A 17574-nucleotide genomic window follows, 5' to 3' on the forward strand; every position below is an offset into this window, starting at 1 on the left:
AATGGTTCGCCGTGGCAACCTAACCTGCCCGACAAGGTAAAAATGGACCGTTTTCCGCTTTGCTACGTATCGGGAATCGCGAATGACTTCCCGTATTTCTCAACTGCAACTCGTTCGTTACTTCATGAACCGTACCGATTTTCTGAAAACGTCTGCCCTCGCCAGTGCTACGCTTATTACCGATCCGACTCAGGTTCGGGCTTTTATTACGCGTCAACCCGCCCAGAAATACCGCACGGCGTTAGTGGGCGCTGGCTGGTGGGGAAATAACATACTACGTTGTGCATTGCAGGCAGGTGAGTCTAAATTGGTGGCGCTCTGCGATGTAGATACGCGTCAACTCCAGAAGACGAGCGACGAAGCCGCGAAACTGACGTCGGACAAACCGAAATTATACCGCGATTACCGGGAGATGATTAATACGGAAAAACCCGAAATCGTTATCGTCGCAACACCCGACCACTGGCACCCGCTGATCGCTATTGCCGCCATGAAAGCCGGTGCGCACGTATACGTCGAAAAACCGATTAGCCATACCATCAACGAAGGTAAAGCGATGGTGAAAACCGCCCGCGATACTGGCCGGACCTGTCAGGTGGGTATGCACCGGCGCATATCGCCCCACAACGTATCGGGGATGGAGTTTCTGAAGTCGGGGAAAGCGGGTAAAATTGGTATGGCGCGGGCATTCGTTTACTACGCGGGGGGCGCAGGCCAACCCACGCCCGACACCGAAGCACCCAAAGAAATGGATTGGGATATGTGGTGTGGACCGGCTCCGCTACGTGCCTTCAACCCAACCATGCACCCCAGAGGCTGGCGTAATTACCTGAACTATGCCAACGGCGTATTGGGCGACTGGGGTATTCACTGGCTGGACCAGATTTTGTTCTGGACCGACGAAAAACATCCGCGCAAGGTGTACTCAACCGGGGGGCGGCCCATTAAAAACGACACCACCGATGCGCCTGACCATCAGGTTGCTACGTATGAGTTTGAAGGGTTTACCGCTTTATGGGAACAACGTACTTTCGCCGGAAACATGGCCGAAAAAACACACCCGCAACAAGCGGTAGGCGTTTATTTTTACGGAACAGAAGGTACGTTCCACATGGGCTGGCTCGACGGCTGGACCTTCTATCCGTCAGATCCCAAAAAGCAGATTATCCATCAGGATGCTCAATTAGATAAGCCTGATGATCAAAATATTGCGTTGCTGTGGCGTAATTTCCTGGATAGCATCAAAACGAAAAAGAACCCTGTCGCCGATATCGAAATTGGCCATCGTTCTACGAATATGGCGCTGCTCGGAATGCTTTCGCTGAAGCTTGGACGTAGCGTTGAATGGGATGGCAAACAGATTCCAAATGATCCCGAAGCCAACAAGTTGCTAAGCCGCGCTTACCGGGGCGACTGGCAATATCCGACCTAGGCCAATAGACTTTCTTTAAACTGCTACGTGCCCATTCAGGAAATTACGCTGAATGGGCACGTAGCAGTTTAAAGAAAGGAGAGAAATTAAGAACCTAGCCGAAGCCGGCCGTTTTGCTTCGGAAGTAGTCGGCCAGTAGCGTCATACCGTAGTCGGCCCGCCCGAGCGCTGTAGCTGGTTGGGATGGTAACAGCATGTTTCAGCCGCACGATATCGGTATTCAGAGGCACGCGACGTACCGACCAGATTGCCGGATCATTCCACTCACCAGCCTGTGTGGAAACAACTTCGCCGTTGACCAATCCACACAAATGGTTGTTGCAACTGACAGCCGCCAAACGTGTCTGTTTATCCGGGGTTGTTTGTCTGAATGACATAAGTCGCTCCGAATGATACCCAGGCCGGGTCATGCGCTGTAAACTATCAATGGTTCGCTGAGTGTGTGACACATAAGCAACCGATCGATTAGCAGGCCAGGCACGTTCTTGAAGGGCTGCTATTCGATTGTTTTGAGCCAGGGCTGGTAACGTAACGGTTAGCCAGCAGATAACTGGCATCAGCATACTAACGTAGCGGGAATAGTTCATACGCATTATGAGAGTAATTGCCCCTAGTTAGTTGCCAGCAAAAATTGATCGACATTTTCGGTGTTGTTAATCCTGTTCCATGTCGTTACTCGGGTTGGTTGTCCATTGACAAATTCACGCGTGACCACCTGACCGTACTCCAGCGTAATTGTCTCATTGACTGCCGGACAACCGCTTGTACAACCCTCTGCAGCACCAGCCTGGTAATTACTGACAAGAACAGTTCCTAGTACAACCTGATACGCTAGTTCGCGGCCTCCTCCTGTGAGGGGACGATAAAAATTTAATCGGACGCGCTGATAATTTCTGCCAGTAAATAAGGCCTGTTGAATAGGTGCTGTTGATGGGTCTATCTGCTTAGTAATTAGAATTGGCGCAAAAACAGCTTTGGCAGCACCCGTTCCACCTGTTTGACCGCCAATAGTTACGCTGTTCGAAAACCCGTAGGAAATACTCGTCAGGAGGATTTCACCTCCTGCGTAGGGTGTAGCCGTGCCGGTACCTACGGCAAGTTCCATGTAAAGACCCTGAGCAAAACTACTGCTGAAGGATAAAGCTGTAATGATCAATAAGGCAGATAAAAATTTCATTATATGATGTTTTTTAGTTCTTAACTAGTTCAAATATAACAGTTAAACAAACGAATAAAGACAATATCTATCGATAAAGTATTCAATATGTACGTAATGCATCGAGACAACTTTTCGGAGGGATAGCTGCATCCAGTCTGGACTAAGGATACGTATTATTCTGGTTTAGTAAGCTATGTAGTGCCACTCGTATGAGATCGGCGCGACCTCTCTAAAACGTTGGTTTTTCACTCAACTGGAAGAAACACCAGGATAAATCCGATGAGGAAAACAGCCCCCAGAAAGGCCAAGATGTGAAACCTGTTTTTTGCCTATTTGCTAATTGAATGAAGGTTTAGGATGACTCCATTTTAAAGCGACTAGCCAAGATAGAGGCCCCCGTCGACTTCCAGCGTCTGGCCGGTGATGAACGAGGCCTCGTCAGAAGCTAGAAACAAAGCCGCGTGGGCAATATCTTCGGGCTGACCCAACCGACCTACGGCAATGCGAGACTGAATCATCTGTCGCAACGCGTCGGGAACTGCCTCGAACATGGCCGTCTGGATGGCCCCTGGCGCAATGGCGTTGACCGTAATGCCGTATTTTCCCAGCTCGCGCCCCCACACTTTGGTCATACCAATCAACCCCGCTTTAGCCGCTACATAGTTGGTCTGGCCAAAGTTGCCATGAACGCCCACCGACGAAGCCATGTTGACTATTCGACCGTATTGCTGGCTGATCATGGTTTCGAGCACCGCCTGCGTACAGTTGAGCGCACCCGTCAGGTTTACGTCAAGAACCCGCTGCCATTGTGCGGCATCCAGTTTGCGTAGGGTTGCATCCCGTGTAATGCCAGCGTTATTGACCAGTATGTGAATACCCCCAAAGCGATTAATAACCGTTTCCACAGCTTGTTTAAGGCTATCTACCTGCGTTACGTCGATACCAGGCATAGCCGTTACGGAGTACCCTTTTCCGCTCAATTCATCGGCAGTACGTTGCGTCGCTTCGGATTCGACATCCCAGATAATAACCTGAGCGCCTTCCTGAGCAAACCGCTCGGCAATAGCCCGGCCAATACCACCAGCGCCACCTGTTACAATCGCTACTTTTTGATATAACTTACTCATAACCAGAAGTTAATCTTCTCGATTTAAACGGGAATATTTACTGTTTCTGTTCGTTTTCTAAGTAAATATGAGAGCTAATTATAACAAAACAATACCTGTAATCAACACCAACGTAGCATGGAATAAATCGTTACGTTCGGACATAGATCCAAACCCGTAGACAGTTAGTCAGATCATAATATCGCTTTCTATACTCCATCTCAGGTAATGCTAAGATCGGCACCGATCACGTAGCGATGGACTGCCTGGGTTTAGGTCCATGAATTTGGAAAGGTACCACTTGTTGAATAGCTTGCCACGGAGAGCCGATTGATCCCCGATCTTAGCGAAACATCAACCAAAATTTACCAAAGCGCTTCATGCAATCACTTCTCAACGAATTAGCTCAACGTAGCACCCAAACCCAACTTGGTGGTGGGTCTAAAAAAATTGACGATCAGCATCGTAAAGGAAAACTTACCGCGCGCGAACGTATTGATTACCTGACCGACGACGGAAAACCGTTTGTCGAAATCGGGCTGTTTGCGGGTGAGGATATGTACGCCGAACACGGCGGTTGCCCGTCTGGGGGCGTAGTGGTCGGAATTGGCTACGTATCGGGGCGGCAGTGCGTGATTGTGGCGAACGATGCGACTGTAAAAGCCGGTGCATGGTTTCCAATTACAGCTAAAAAAAACCTCCGGGCGCAGGAAATCGCGCTGGAAAATCGATTGCCGATCATTTATCTGGTCGATAGCGCCGGGGTTTATTTGCCTTTACAGAACGATGTGTTTGCCGATAAAGAACACTTCGGGCGCACGTTTCGGAATAATGCTCAACTGTCGGCGATGGGCATTTTGCAGGTAGCGGCCATCATGGGTAGTTGCGTAGCGGGTGGTGCCTATTTGCCCATTATGTCCGACGAAGCCCTGATTGTGGAAGGAACCGGTTCTATTTTTCTGGCTGGTCCGTATCTGGTGAAAGCATCCATCGGTGAAGATGTTGACGCCGAAACGTTGGGTGGCGCCACGACTCAAACCGACATTTCGGGCGTCGTGGACAACAAATACCCCGACGACAAAAGCTGTCTGGATGCCATAAAGCGAATTTTCGACAAAACAGGTCATTCCGAAATGGCTGGCTTCGACCGCACGGAACCCGCTTCGCCGACAAAAGATCCGGATGAGATTTATCAGATCCTTCCCGCCGATCGCGTCAAGCCCTACGACATGCAGGAGATTATTGAGCGGATGGTCGATAACTCCGAATTCGATGCCTATAAACCGGGTTATGGACAGTCGTTGTTATGCGGCTACGCCCGAATCGACGGTTGGGCGGTGGGGATTGTGGCGAATCAACGTAAAGTCGTGAAAGCCAAAGGACGTACCGGACAGGCGGGTGAAATGCAGATGGGTGGTGTCATTTACGGAGATGCCGCCGATAAAGCCGCCCGCTTTATCATGAACTGCAACCAGAAACGGATTCCGCTGGTGTTTTTGCAGGACGTATCCGGCTTCATGGTTGGCAGCCGGGCTGAGCAGGGCGGCATTATTAAAGACGGTGCTAAAATGGTCAGCGCGATGGCTAATTCGGTGGTGCCGAAATTCACGGTTGTTATTGGTAATTCGTATGGTGCAGGCAACTACGCTATGTGCGGCAAAGCCTACGACCCCCGTCTGATGCTGGCCTGGCCAACGGCGCAGATGGCCGTGATGAGTGGGGCTTCGGCCGCTAAAACGCTGCTTCAGATTCAGGTGGCCGCTCAGAAAGCCAAGGGCCAACCCATGACGCCCGAAGAAGAACAGGAACAACTGAAAAAAATAACCGACCAGTATAACGCTCAATTGTCGCCCTACTACGCAGCCGCCCGGCTCTGGGTCGACGCCGTTATCGACCCGCTGCAAACTCGGCAGGTTCTCTCCGAAGGTATCGCAGCCGCTAACCATGCGCCCATTACAAAGCCGTACAGCGTAGGCGTGATTCAGACGTAGTGAAAGCGAATTAGTTAGTTTTTATTGATCAGTAGTTCACGCTACGTTGAAGTATACTTATCAAAAGACGTAATGACTTACCCCGATCGGCTACGTATCATGGCGGGTCGGGGTAATTTATTGTCTCTCAAAAACAGGTAATTATAGTTGCTGTTTGCCGCCCAAGTACCTGTAAAAGAGCAAAGCAGTTCCAGCTATTGGGAAAGTACAGCCTGTTATAAACCACTTACTACTAGGTACTAAGTGGATTTTTTTAGTGATGGTGATGGCTGGTAGTTTTGCTACGTAACAAGCAGCACAATGAAAGCCAATCGACAATCCACATTCAAAAATCCTGACGAAGCGGCCCAGTTTCTGGAAAACTGGAATCAGGAAGTGCAACTCCTCAATGGGTTTACTTATCAGCAACTCACGGTGGAAACGGCTTTTGGCAATACTAGGGTCTGGGCCGCCAACACCCATTTGGTTGATGCTCAAACCGTCGTGTTTTTTCCAGGTGCCCGTACGTGTGGTTTGTTTTGGGATTTGGATAATGTGCTGGCGCCCTTTCGCGATAATTGCCGCTATTTTATTGTTGATGTAAACGGGCAGCCCAGCCTGAGCGATGGACAGTATCTGAACATAAAAAGTCGGGACTATGGCTACTGGGCCACGCAACTTTTCGATGCGCTCAACATAAGCAAAGCAACTGTACTTGGCGCTTCGTTGGGCGGGCTGATTTGCCTCAATTTATGTCTGGTAGCACCGAAACGAGTTCACAAAGCGATTTTGCTAAATCCGGCAGGAATACAACCGTTTTCGCTCTCCTTGCAGAATCTATTCTACAACATGCTACCTATCGTATGGCCTACATCAACTACCATTTCCAGATTTCTTGATAAGGCTATATTTTGTGCGCCAAATCATCAGCTACCCTGTTCCTATCGTAATCTTATCGATTGTTATTTTCTCTATGTGCTTCGTAATCATCGGTTTAAGGGCGATTATCCAGCACCGTTGCCGCCTAACGATTTAGCACGCATACACACAGATATTTACCTGGTTCTGGGCGAAAATGATCTATTGTTTCCGCCACGTGAGACCCAGCGGCTGGCGGCTGCTCATATTCCGGGATTGCGTACTAGTCGGATTTTGCCGCAGACGGGGCATGGCATTGAAACGTCGCGGCAGGCGTTGCAACTCGCTTTCGAATTTTTTAAACTGCCCTCTTACGTTAAGGAGTCATCAACGGCAGTTCAATAACAACCCGCGTTCCTGTGGCTTCGTGCGCTTCATTTTCTTTATCAATCACCACAACCTGTGTTTGTTTTCCGTTACGTTGCCCAATCAGTTGCAGGCGCTCGGCGGTTACCTGAAGGCCTACGCTTCGGTGCGATGTTGGCGTCCGGCTCTTGAGTTCGGCGGCTCTACGTCGGCCAATCCCATCATCCTCCACGATGCATTCCAGGTAGTCTGGCGTTGAACGTACCCGCACCCAGATCGTGCCCGTTTCCGTTTTATGAGCGATGCCGTGAAGGATTGCATTTTCAATGTAAGGCTGGATAATCATGGGCGGAATAAGCAGGCTTTCTACTTTAAGATCAGGACTCGTTTCAATGAAAAAATCGAATTTATGATCGAACCGTAACTGCTCCAGCTCCAGATAGAGTTCAAGCTGCTCCAGCTCACTAGCCAGTGTAACCCATTCCTGGCGCGAGTTGTCCAGAATCAGCCGCATCAATCGGGAAAATTTGACGAGGTATTTATCCGCGTTGTCGCTGTCGTTCTGCAGCACAAACAGCCGAATCGCATTCAGCGAATTATACAGAAAATGCGGATTCATCTGCGAACGTAACGCCTTCATTTCCACGGCGGCCAGCCGTTGCTTGAACTCACTTTGTTCGGCCTGCTGAAGCATCAGTCGTTTTTCCCGGCTCCGGGCAATGAAGATAAACAGACCGATAAACGTACCCATTAAACCAAGCTGAAACCAGCCCGTTTGCCAGAATGGAGGCTGAATATAAATCGGTAACGACTGAACCGGACTCCAATTTCCCTGCTGGGTGCGGGCTCTCACCTGAAACAAATAATGCCCGCCTTTTACGCCGGTATACGTAGCAAACGTCCGATTTTCACTACGTACCCAATCCGGGTCATAGTTTGTCAATCGATACGTATATTCAATCGGAGCGCTGCCAGGAGCCGCCAGGGATGAGAAAGTTAGAGTAAAAAAATTCTCTTTATAGGTCAGCTCAATGGGAGACGTATCGGAGAAAAGGGGACGGGATTTTTCAAATACGGCCAGACTACTAATTACAGGTTTCGAGGCAGCCTGCGCACCGCCAATCTTGTCGGGATTGACTCGAATCAGATTACCCGTATTGACAAACAATAGGTCGCCGTTGCGAAGTCGATATTGGGTATTTGAGAAGAAATTATTTTCCCGCTGCCCATACCTGACGCGCGGATTTACGATTCGTTCCCGTACCGGATCGAAAATAGTATGGCCTTCATACGAGTTGACCCATATATTGCCCTGACGATCAGGCAATATTTTATTGCATACGTCCATCAATAGCCCATCGCTTTCCATCCAGGATTTAAACCGGTTCTGTGTAGGATCATACTGGACTAACCCACCCCCTTCCGAAGCATACCAGATTTTGTTGTCAGGCCCCGCCCAAAGGTCATTAATCGGTTGTTGGAGTACACGAGGTACCTGATTCTGGTTAGGTACGTGAGCCGTAAATGTTTGCTGGGCGCTGTTGTATTGATATAACCGCCCCAGGTACGTACCAAACCACACATTCCCCAACTTGTCTTCCGTAAAAGACGTAACGTTTGTTACGTCAGAAGAGCCCGACAAACTGTCTAAATTATGTCGTTTGTACGTTTTCGTTTGCGGATGGTATTCGAACAGCCACCTAGAGGAAGCGCTGATCCAGACCCTTTTACGGCTGTCCTGAAATGCCCAGGTAATGTAAGAATCCTGTAATTTATTTCTCTCGGGTATCGCGCTGAATGGCCTAAATTGTCGGGTAACAGGGTTGAAAATTTGAATTCCCTTACTCGTACACACCCAGATTTCTTCATCAACTAATCCCAGATGAAAAACGCTACTCACCGATAAAGGCAACGTAGCATGACCGGCAACCGGATGCGTTGTAAATGTCTGTTTGCTTGTGTTATAGGCAATCAGGCCATTCCAGTTCGTTCCCATCCATACCGTACCCGCACCATCTTCGACTAAAGAAAAAATTCGGAGTGGAGATTTACGCTCGGGAAAAGCGAGAGCAGGATTGAAAATAGTTTGATAGGCATGGTTCGGTTTATAAATAGACAAACCATACAGGCCACCAACAAACGTAACACCCTCCCGCGTCTGGAGGGCGTCCCAGAAAAAGTTTGAATTTATACTACCTGGGTCGGCATCGTCGTGGTTCAGTTGAATCCAGGTGTTTGTGGCCGAAGTCCGATGGAAAATTTCATTGTTCCAGCTACTCAACCAAATGTCATTTTGCGAATCGACGTATATAGCCGAACTAGAAACGATTTCAATTTTTTTGTTTGGCGCCAAAACCGGCGTTATGGACGTAGTTTGATCCTTTTTTGCATCATACGCCATTAATTGACGCTTCTCTTCATCGCCGAAAAGCAGCTGGCCAAGCCGGTCGAAAGTCAGCGGATAGATTTTATGATCGGTGAAAACGGTCGAATGCTGCGGATTATGGCGGTAATTATAAAAGACCTTCTTGTGCAGATCGAAACAGTTAAGCCCTTTACCCGATCCCATCCATAATCTGGGATGATTAGGATCTTCAACGAGCGAATTACGAGGAATCTGGTTTGTTGAAAGCGTTGTTGGATCAGCTGGATTGTGACGATACGCTTTGAACCGATTTTGAGCGGGTAAAAACTCAAATAAGCCCCCCAACGACGTTGCCCAAATCGTCCCGTTGCGATCACAGAGAATATTATTGACAACATTGTTACTGAACGCTTCCGATGAGTTTGTCTCCAGTAAATAATTGGTGAACGTATTCGTGTCTTTTGAATACCGGCTCACCCCATTTACCGTTGCGACCCATATGTTCCCGGCTTTATCTTCAGCAATGTCCATAATGTTGTTATGGGCAATCGAATTAGGCTGCGTCCGATTATGCTTGAACGGAATAAAATGAGACCCGTCGAATCGATTGAGTCCATTGAACGTACCGACCCAGATAAAGCCCTGCCGGTCCTGATGGAGGCAATTGATAAGGTTATACGATAAGCCGTTTTTTGTTGAAAGCTGACTAAAGTAAATATTGGAAGAAATAGGCACAGATGGCCCGGGAGCAGTTGATTGCGCCCGTCCAGGCCAGGCGAAAATGAGGAGTAAACCTATCAGATTGGGGCAAATAGGTTTTGAATATTTTAGTAAGGATAAGGGAAGGGTAAACCAATCAGAACTCCACATAATTGGTTAATTCATAGAATATTGTGCGTTTTTAACCGTACCGCCGTAGCGGTTCCATTTTATTAGTTTGGGATGATTTAATTAGCGGAAACAAACGTAGCATTATTTCTGGCTTCTAGTAGTTTTAACTTCCTCAGCGGTGACGGCGCTGGCTTTGTTGCCAAAACTGCTACGTATATAAGTCAGTACGTCGGCGATTTGGGTATCGGTCAGAAAATCGTGGGCAGGCATAGCGTTGTCGTACATATCGCCTTCAATTTCCTGCCCCTGCAACCCTTTTAATACTACGTTGATCAAGCGGGTTTTATCGCCGTTCACCCACTCGGTGTTACGTAGCGGAGGGTTTAAATTGGGAACGCCCGACCCGTTTGCCTGATGGCACGTCAGGCAATTTTGCTCATAAATCACCTGTCCGGGCGATTTTGTGGCTGGCTTTTTGGCCGGAGTCTGCGCCAGAACAGCAGCTGGTAAAAGCAGCACTACACCTAAAAAACCGAAAATCTTATTTTGCAAAGCTTTCATGATCAGTCGATACGTTATTTGCGCCATTTCAGCGTGTTCAGCATATGTACAATGTCGTTTCGAATATACTGAATAACAGGCTGGAGCGAATCGTTTTCCGTTGCTACGTTAAAATATAAGGCTCCCCGCAAAAAATGTGTCGTCGAATCAGTCGTAACAAACTGCACCTGACTGGGAACCTCGCCCGATAAGTCAATAATACTGGCTTCCAGTCCTGATTTTAATCGCAGCTTTCGTTGCTCAATAGCGTAGGCTTTAATGTTATGGCGAGCCGCCAGTTTGTAAGAATCTTCGAGCATGCTACGTAGCCGGTTCACATCGTGTAAAACCGGTTTGTAAGTTAACTGAACACTGGCATTCCAGGCCGGGTAATTGATGAAAATCCAGTGGGGTTCGGAGCGGGCAAACGTATCGGGTAGAATTCGGGCAATTGAGTTATACTCAAACTCATACGGATGGGTTGCCTCAATCTGTTTATATACCGGCTTGGGCAAATCGAAGCGGGGAAAACCTTTCGGTTTGGGTGTATAATTGTCGGATGAACTGCCGCTACAGGCTGCCACCAGTAACGTAGTGGAAACAAAAAGAAGTTGCTTGAGCACGGATGATACGTAGTGTTTACTAGACTTCAAAAAAACGAAAAAGCCTGGCATTTTGGTGTCAGGCTTTTGCTTGGAAAAAATTGTTACGTTGTGTTATGCATTCACATCTTCCAGCTGCTCCTGCCGAACGGGCTGGCCCATTAACGTAGCAAACCGATTGATGTTGAACGTTGGTTCGAACCAGACTTCGCCCATAACGGGGTGTTTTACAGGTACATCCGGGTTTTTTATTTCGTTCAGAAGAACGCCCGTTTCGCCCGTCGTGTGGCGTTTCACCTGCCGAATGGTGTACAACGTATCGCGTTTGGGCGTCTGTATACCAAACTCTGCGTAAAAGGCCAGCACAGGCGCTGGAAAACTATCGTTCGTGCAAATAACTTCCATTGTCAGAACCGGAATTTTCTGGATTTAAATGATTAACACGATTTTGTAAGAAAAAATCCTAAAATTTTTTCAATCTAATAAATCCAGGCCGTGTCGGCGGTCCGATCAAACAATCCTGAAAATCCCTAAATCAGCTAAATCCAGGTTCAGACTAATCCTCAAATAAACTACCAAACTGCCCCAGCACCGAACCGCCTTCTTTATGCGACTGAGCGCTGTAAGGAGCCAGACGCTGAACGAGTTTGGAAATCGGCATCGACTGAATCCAGACTTTTCCGGTGCCACGTAACGTAGCGAGGAAAAGGCCCTCTCCGCCAAAAATCATGCTACGTAGGCCGCCCGCCCGCTGAATATCGAAGTTAATACTTGGCTCAAAACCCACTACGCAGCCGGTATCGACACGTAGCGTTTCGTTGTTCAGCGTCCGCTCAACAACCACCCCGCCGGAGTGAATAAAAGCCATGCCGTCACCCTGTACTTTCTCCAGAATGAAGCCTTCACCCCCGAAAAAGCCAGCGCCCAGACGCTGATTGAACTGGATGCTCAGTTTTGTGCCGAGAGCCGCACACAAAAAAGCGTCCTTTTGCACAATTAACGTATTGCCGTAAATATTCGCCAGGTTAACCGGCATAATGGTGCCCGGATACGGAGCCGCAAAAGCCACTTTTCGTTTGCCAACACCCCGGTTCGTGAAGTGGGTCATGAACAGTGATTCGCCCATGATCATCCGCGAACCCGCATTGAGTAGTTTGCCTAAAAAGCCCTGATCTGGTTGCGAACCGTCGCCCATTTTGGTTTCGAACGTAATGCCGTCTTCCATAAACAGCATGGAACCGGCTTCGGCAATAACGGTTTCGTTGGGGTCAAGCTCAATCTCAACGATTTGAATGTCTTCGCCAATGATTTTGTAGTCGATTTCGTGAGAATACATGCTAAGAGTCGTTAGTAATTCGTCAAAAGTTTAGTGAACTATAGTCGAAAACTACACAATCGTGGGCATTTCCCGGATATCTTTTCTGACAAACGGCACAAAAAAAGCCCGACCGGGCAATTTCACAGGTCGGGCTTTTTAGCGTTGATTAATATCGTCGGGCAAATCATTGTCACTTTCATCGAAAAGACGCTCGTCATCGTCGTCTTTGTCATCGGGTTCCTCCGATTCAGCGTCGCCTTTGAGATTCAGATCCGTACGGTGACGGAGCTTTTTATCATCAACGGTTTTGTTCAGGAACTGATTGATGCGGTCAATGTCAAAACTCGTGGTGATTTCACCGAACGAGTTAATCTTAATGTCAAAACCTTCGAGTTCTTTGTGAACACGCGGTTTATCGTTTTCGTCGGGATTGGATTTCTTCTTTGCCATGAGCTTTGCGTTTGAGTACAAACTTAAAACCGAAACACGAGTCCAGCTATTAGGTTCAAAATTTTTAGCTAGCCGATGCTGTTAGCGTCGTCAGCGCTGTTTCCAGACGATTGATCGTTTCTGCTTTACCGATAATCTCCATCGTCAGCATCAAATCAGGGCCAGCGCCTAGTCCAGTTAAAGCTAGTCGCATTGCCTGCATGATTTTCCCTTGTTTAATACCGGCCTGTTGCATGGCATCGCCCAGGGTATGTTTAATATTCTCAGACACGAAATCACCATCGAAGGAACGTAGCGCGTCCCGGAAAACGGTTACGGCGCGTTTGGCATCATCGTTCCACTTGGCCGCTACAATGGCTTCATCGAACGTAGCAGGAGCCTGGAATAACGTAGTGGCTTCGTTGAAAATCTCGCGCGCAAAATTGACCCGCCCTTTCAGCAACGCAACAATCTTCTCGGCTTTCTCGGCGGAACAGGTAAACCCGGCGGCTTCGGCCTGTTGCTGTACGGTCGGTGCTAATTCGGCATCGGGGCGCTGGCGGACGTATTGATGATTGAACCACTGCGCTTTCTGAATATCGAAGCGAGCCCCCGCTTTGTGCACCTGCGCCAGATCGAAACTGGCAATCAGTTCATCCATTGTGAACAATTCCTGTTCGGTACCGGGATTCCAACCCAACAGCGCCAGAAAATTGACAGTCGCTTCCGGAAGATACCCATCTTCGCGGAAACCCCGCGCCACCTGACCTGTAACCGGATCGGTCCACTGCAACGGAAAAATCGGGAAACCACCCAAATCGGCGTCTCGCTTGCTGAGTTTGCCATTCCCTTCCGGCTTCAGCAACAGTGGCAGGTGAGCAAACTGCGGCATGGTGTCTTCCCAACCCAGATAACGATATAACAATACGTGCAACGGAGCCGATGGAAGCCACTCTTCCCCCCGAATGACGTGCGTAATGCCCATCAAATGGTCGTCGACGATATTCGCTAAGTGATACGTCGGTAAACCGTCCGATTTCAGCAGAATCTTGTCATCAATGGCCGATGAATGCACGTTCACCCATCCTCGAATAATATCGTTCAGCCGAACTTCTTCTTTACGGGGCGTTTTTAAGCGAATAACGTAGGGCTCACCGGCGTCGACACGGGCGCGAACATCGTCGGCCTTCATCGTCAGCGAATTACGCATCTGCATCCGCGTGATGACGTTGTATTGGGCGGCTGGTGCGTTGGCTTCTTCAAGTCGCTTCCGCATGGCGTCCAGTTCCTCCGTCGTATCAAAAGCGTAGTATGCTTTACCTTCATCGACCAGTCGTTGGGCTTCTTTCTGGTAAATGTCCTTGCGTTCCGACTGCCGGTATGGTGCGTGTGGACCACCAACGCCCTGACCTTCATCTATCTCGATGCCAGCCCATCGCAAACTTTCCAGAATGTAGTCTTCGGCACCCGGCACAAACCGATTCTGATCGGTATCTTCAATGCGCAGGAGCATTTTGCCGCCCATTTTTCGAGCGAATAAATAATTATAAAGTGCCGTTCGTACCCCGCCAATGTGCAGCGGACCAGTCGGGCTGGGGGCGAAACGAACGCGAACAGGAGTTGACATAAAGAGTGAATGAGTGAAAGAGCGAAAGAGTGGCCGACGCGTCATATTCGCTCTTTCACTCATTCACTCTTTCACTCTTTAAATAGCTATAACTGAAATTTCAACATTAACATCTTTGGGCAGCCGGGCTACTTCCACCGTTTCGCGGGCGGGTGGTTCGGTGGTGAAGAAACGGCCATAAACTTCGTTGATAGCCGCAAAATTATTCATGTCTTTCACGAAAATGCTGCTCTTCACGATGTTCGAATAATCCAGACCGGCGGCTTTAAGAATAGCGCCGATATTCTCCATTACTTTTTGCGTCTCGGCCTGAATGTCGCCCTGGACCGCTACGTCGATAGCCACCTGGCCCGAAACGAACAGCAGACTCGCGGGAGACGCTACGTTTATCTTTACAGCCTGACTATAAGGACCAATGGGCGCTGGTGCCTGATCCGTATAAACAATTTGTTTGCTCATGGTTTTAATTTCTATTGGCTGATACTCGTCAGTCGTGATCGTCTACATTGACTGTCGACTGTCAGTTAGTACGTCACAAAGGTATCACTAAGAAACTGTTTGACTTTACAAATCGTCGTGTGGCAACCTAATGTTTATAGCAAAATTACGCCTGATCGGGTTTTCGTTGCGCAACGACTTACCCAATCGACGGGCATTTGCTGGGGGCGCTGTGCGACAAAATTATGGTAACTATGGCTTCGTGGAAAGACTTTTTACAGAACGTAGCGTCCGACGCTGATGCTCAATTTGACCGATTGAAAAACAAACTCTTTGGTCGTTTGGATGCCGAAAAACCCTACAAAATCATCTATTATCGTGGCTTTGGCAGCCCTACCGCCGTTTGGTTGAAAGGGCGCGTTTTGAGGCAGCGAGACCTGAGCACGCCCAGCGATCATGATACATTCTGGCAAAACCTGCTGGCAACGTATCAACGCTTCGAAAGCGATGAAGTACCTAACGTAATCGTACGAGTAGAAGCGTTCGGTACGTCGTATACAACGGTTACTGACGAAGATGGCTATTTTGAGCTCACCATCAACCCGCCGAATGATCTGCCGCCGGGCCGCGCCTGGTTTCCAGTTCAATATTCGCTGGATAACGTAGTGCAGCCAGCCACCGAGTTAAACCCGGACAACGTAGCGCAACCCGTTGAAAAAGCGGGTTATCTAATGATTTCGCCACCGTTCAGCAAGTTTGGCGTCATTTCCGACATTGACGATACGGTATTGGTAACCGACGCCACCAACCTGCTTCAGACCGCCCGACTGACGTTTTTGGGGAATGCGTACACGCGTCTGCCCTTTGCCGGAATCGGGGCTTTTTATCGGGCCTTGCAGAGTGGGCCGGTCACTACGTTGTTTAATCCAATTTATTTCGTGTCGAGCAGCCCCTGGAATCTATATGATTTGCTGGTCGATTTTTTTCGGATTCAGGGAATCCCAAAAGGCCCCTTGCTGCTACGTGATTTTAGCCTGAATAAACAAATGCTTTCGTCGGAAGGGCATCATACGCATAAGCTGGCCATGATCCGTAAAGTGCTGGATGTGAACCCTCAACTGCCCTTCGTGCTCATTGGCGACAGCGGCCAGCAGGACCCCGAAATTTATTCACAAATAGTTAAGGAAAACCCCGGTCGAATTCTGGCGATTTACATTCGCGACGTATCGGAAGATGTACGGGATGAAGCCGTTCGTGAACTTATTCGCACAACCGATACGTATAACGTTCCGATGTTGCTCGTGGCGGATACCGTAGCGGCTGCTGAACACGCGGCTTCGTTAGGATTAATCGATTCCGACACCATTCCCGAAATCCGCGCCGACCGCCGGGCTGATAAGGAGTAATTCAGAACCGGGATTGAGCAGATTGAGGGATTTTCAGGATTTTGTTAGTTTATAAAGCGCTTCAACGAAGCGAGAAACAAAATCCTGAAAATCCCTCAATCTGCTCAATCCCGGTTCTGACATTTTTTTTACCCCTCACGCAACCCTTTCTAAAAACCCTCCGTATTGACGGACGAACCGGTTCAACTGTTCAATCTTTACTATCAAACTACAGTTGACATGAGAACGTCCTATTTTGTGAAGCGCCTGCCTGTATTGACGGCTTTGCTGATGATTGCGCTATGGAGTTGCAAGGAAGAAAACCCGACAACCGTTGGTGGTGGTACGGATTTATCGCTCGCAACAACGTCGCTGGGTAACGTTATTGCCGGTGAAAACGGAAAAACGCTTTATTTCTTTGCGCCCGACGTAACGGGTACCTCGAGTTGCACGGGTGGTTGCGCAACAACCTGGCCAGTATTTTACAAAGAAAACCCTTCGATGGGAACGGGTCTGAAAGCGAGCGATTTTGCGACCATTACCCGCGCCGACGGGTCGAAACAAACCACGTTTAAAGGCTGGCCGCTCTACTATTATCAGAACGACGCCAAAACGGGCGATGTGAACGGCGAAAACGTCGGTAACGTCTGGCTGGTCGCTAAGCCAAATTATACGGTGATGCTGGCGTCGCGGCAACTGGTGGGGATGGATGGCAAAAACTACACCTTCGACACGAAAGAAGGAACAGGCAATTCGTTATTCCTGACCGACAGCATTGGGCGTACGCTCTACGCCTTTGCTCCCGACAAAAAGAATAAAAATACGTATACCAAAGCCGATCTGAGTAACAACCCAACCTGGCCGATATTCGAAACGTCGGCTACGATTGGCGAAATTCCGTCGGCGCTCAAAAAGTCTGATTTTACGACCATTACGGCGGTCGGCAAAACACAGCTTACTTACAAAGGCTGGCCCCTTTACTATTTTGGTGCCGACGCTGGTCAGCGAGGGGCCACGAAAGGTGTAAGCGTGCCAAGACCGGGTGTATGGCCTGTCGTGAACAGTACATCGGCGGAAGCGCCGAATTAATAAAGTAACTGGGTTAATTTCGATTCTGTTAGCCTGATTGAATGTAGCGTGTATAATGG

Annotated in this window: 16 protein-coding genes; 5 read left to right on the top strand and 11 right to left on the bottom strand. The window is 48.7% G+C overall.

What is annotated here, in order from left to right; translation table 11 throughout:
- Window positions 1-124: 124 nt before the first annotated feature.
- Window positions 125-1432, top strand: a complete 1308-nt coding sequence (locus ACYVF1_RS02865) for a Gfo/Idh/MocA family protein (protein WP_461077793.1) — start codon at window positions 125-127, stop codon at window positions 1430-1432.
- A gap of 86 nt (window positions 1433-1518) precedes the next feature.
- On the opposite strand, the gene ACYVF1_RS02870 is transcribed toward ACYVF1_RS02865, so the two are convergent.
- The 3 genes from ACYVF1_RS02870 to fabG all read right to left on the bottom strand — a co-directional run bounded on the left by ACYVF1_RS02870 (window position 1519) and on the right by fabG (window position 3718).
- On the bottom strand, window positions 1519-2019 hold the full coding sequence (locus ACYVF1_RS02870) for a hypothetical protein (protein WP_461075418.1): 501 nt from the start codon (window positions 2017-2019) through the stop codon (window positions 1519-1521).
- Between the two features lie 23 nt (window positions 2020-2042).
- Window positions 2043-2609 (bottom strand): type VI secretion system tube protein Hcp, encoded by a 567-nt coding sequence (locus tag ACYVF1_RS02875; protein WP_461075420.1) that lies wholly within the window; start codon window positions 2607-2609, stop codon window positions 2043-2045.
- A gap of 359 nt (window positions 2610-2968) precedes the next feature.
- Entirely contained in the window at window positions 2969-3718 is a 750-nt protein-coding gene (fabG, locus tag ACYVF1_RS02880; protein ID WP_461075422.1) for a 3-oxoacyl-ACP reductase FabG, read from the bottom strand.
- Window positions 3719-4077: 359 nt separating this feature from the next.
- Between fabG and ACYVF1_RS02885 the strand changes: the two genes are divergently transcribed.
- Together ACYVF1_RS02885 and ACYVF1_RS02890 are read left to right on the top strand one after the other, a co-directional pair.
- Window positions 4078-5688 carry an acyl-CoA carboxylase subunit beta gene (locus ACYVF1_RS02885; RefSeq protein WP_461075424.1) on the top strand — a complete coding sequence of 537 codons (1611 nt, stop codon included), beginning with the start codon at window positions 4078-4080 and terminating at the stop codon, window positions 5686-5688.
- 300 nt (window positions 5689-5988) lie between these two features.
- On the top strand, window positions 5989-6930 hold the full coding sequence (locus tag ACYVF1_RS02890; RefSeq protein ID WP_461075426.1) for an alpha/beta fold hydrolase: 942 nt from the start codon (window positions 5989-5991) through the stop codon (window positions 6928-6930).
- Here the strand turns inward: ACYVF1_RS02890 and ACYVF1_RS02895 are convergent.
- The 8 genes from ACYVF1_RS02895 to ACYVF1_RS02930 form a co-directional block, all read right to left on the bottom strand.
- A complete protein-coding gene (locus tag ACYVF1_RS02895; protein ID WP_461075428.1) occupies window positions 6902-9991 on the bottom strand; it encodes a ligand-binding sensor domain-containing protein in 3090 nt (1029 codons plus the stop codon). The two genes, ACYVF1_RS02890 and ACYVF1_RS02895, sit on opposite strands and share 29 nt — an antisense overlap.
- 237 nt (window positions 9992-10228) lie before the next feature.
- A complete protein-coding gene (locus ACYVF1_RS02900) occupies window positions 10229-10648 on the bottom strand; it encodes a c-type cytochrome (protein ID WP_461075430.1) in 420 nt (139 codons plus the stop codon).
- Window positions 10649-10662: 14 nt separating this feature from the next.
- Window positions 10663-11250 (bottom strand): gliding motility lipoprotein GldD, encoded by a 588-nt coding sequence (gene gldD, locus ACYVF1_RS02905; protein ID WP_461075432.1) that lies wholly within the window; start codon window positions 11248-11250, stop codon window positions 10663-10665.
- A gap of 93 nt (window positions 11251-11343) precedes the next feature.
- On the bottom strand, window positions 11344-11634 hold the full coding sequence (locus ACYVF1_RS02910) for a hypothetical protein (RefSeq protein WP_461075434.1): 291 nt from the start codon (window positions 11632-11634) through the stop codon (window positions 11344-11346).
- Window positions 11635-11785: 151 nt separating this feature from the next.
- Entirely contained in the window at window positions 11786-12565 is a 780-nt protein-coding gene (locus tag ACYVF1_RS02915; RefSeq protein WP_461075436.1) for a TIGR00266 family protein, read from the bottom strand.
- Window positions 12566-12703: 138 nt separating this feature from the next.
- A complete protein-coding gene (locus ACYVF1_RS02920; protein WP_461075438.1) occupies window positions 12704-12997 on the bottom strand; it encodes a hypothetical protein in 294 nt (97 codons plus the stop codon).
- A 64-nt stretch (window positions 12998-13061) separates the two neighbouring features.
- On the bottom strand, window positions 13062-14603 hold the full coding sequence (gltX, locus tag ACYVF1_RS02925) for a glutamate--tRNA ligase (RefSeq protein WP_461075440.1): 1542 nt from the start codon (window positions 14601-14603) through the stop codon (window positions 13062-13064).
- A 78-nt stretch (window positions 14604-14681) separates the two neighbouring features.
- A complete protein-coding gene (locus ACYVF1_RS02930) occupies window positions 14682-15062 on the bottom strand; it encodes a Rid family detoxifying hydrolase (RefSeq protein WP_461075442.1) in 381 nt (126 codons plus the stop codon).
- Between the two features lie 233 nt (window positions 15063-15295).
- Between ACYVF1_RS02930 and ACYVF1_RS02935 the strand changes: the two genes are divergently transcribed.
- Both ACYVF1_RS02935 and ACYVF1_RS02940 read left to right on the top strand, forming a co-directional pair.
- Window positions 15296-16447: an App1 family protein gene (locus ACYVF1_RS02935; RefSeq protein WP_461075444.1), complete on the top strand. Its 1152-nt coding sequence runs from the start codon at window positions 15296-15298 to the stop codon at window positions 16445-16447.
- Window positions 16448-16666: 219 nt separating this feature from the next.
- Window positions 16667-17515 (top strand): hypothetical protein, encoded by an 849-nt coding sequence (locus ACYVF1_RS02940; protein ID WP_461075446.1) that lies wholly within the window; start codon window positions 16667-16669, stop codon window positions 17513-17515.
- Window positions 17516-17574: the final 59 nt, after the last annotated feature.

The organism is Spirosoma flavus, from assembly GCF_054778555.1.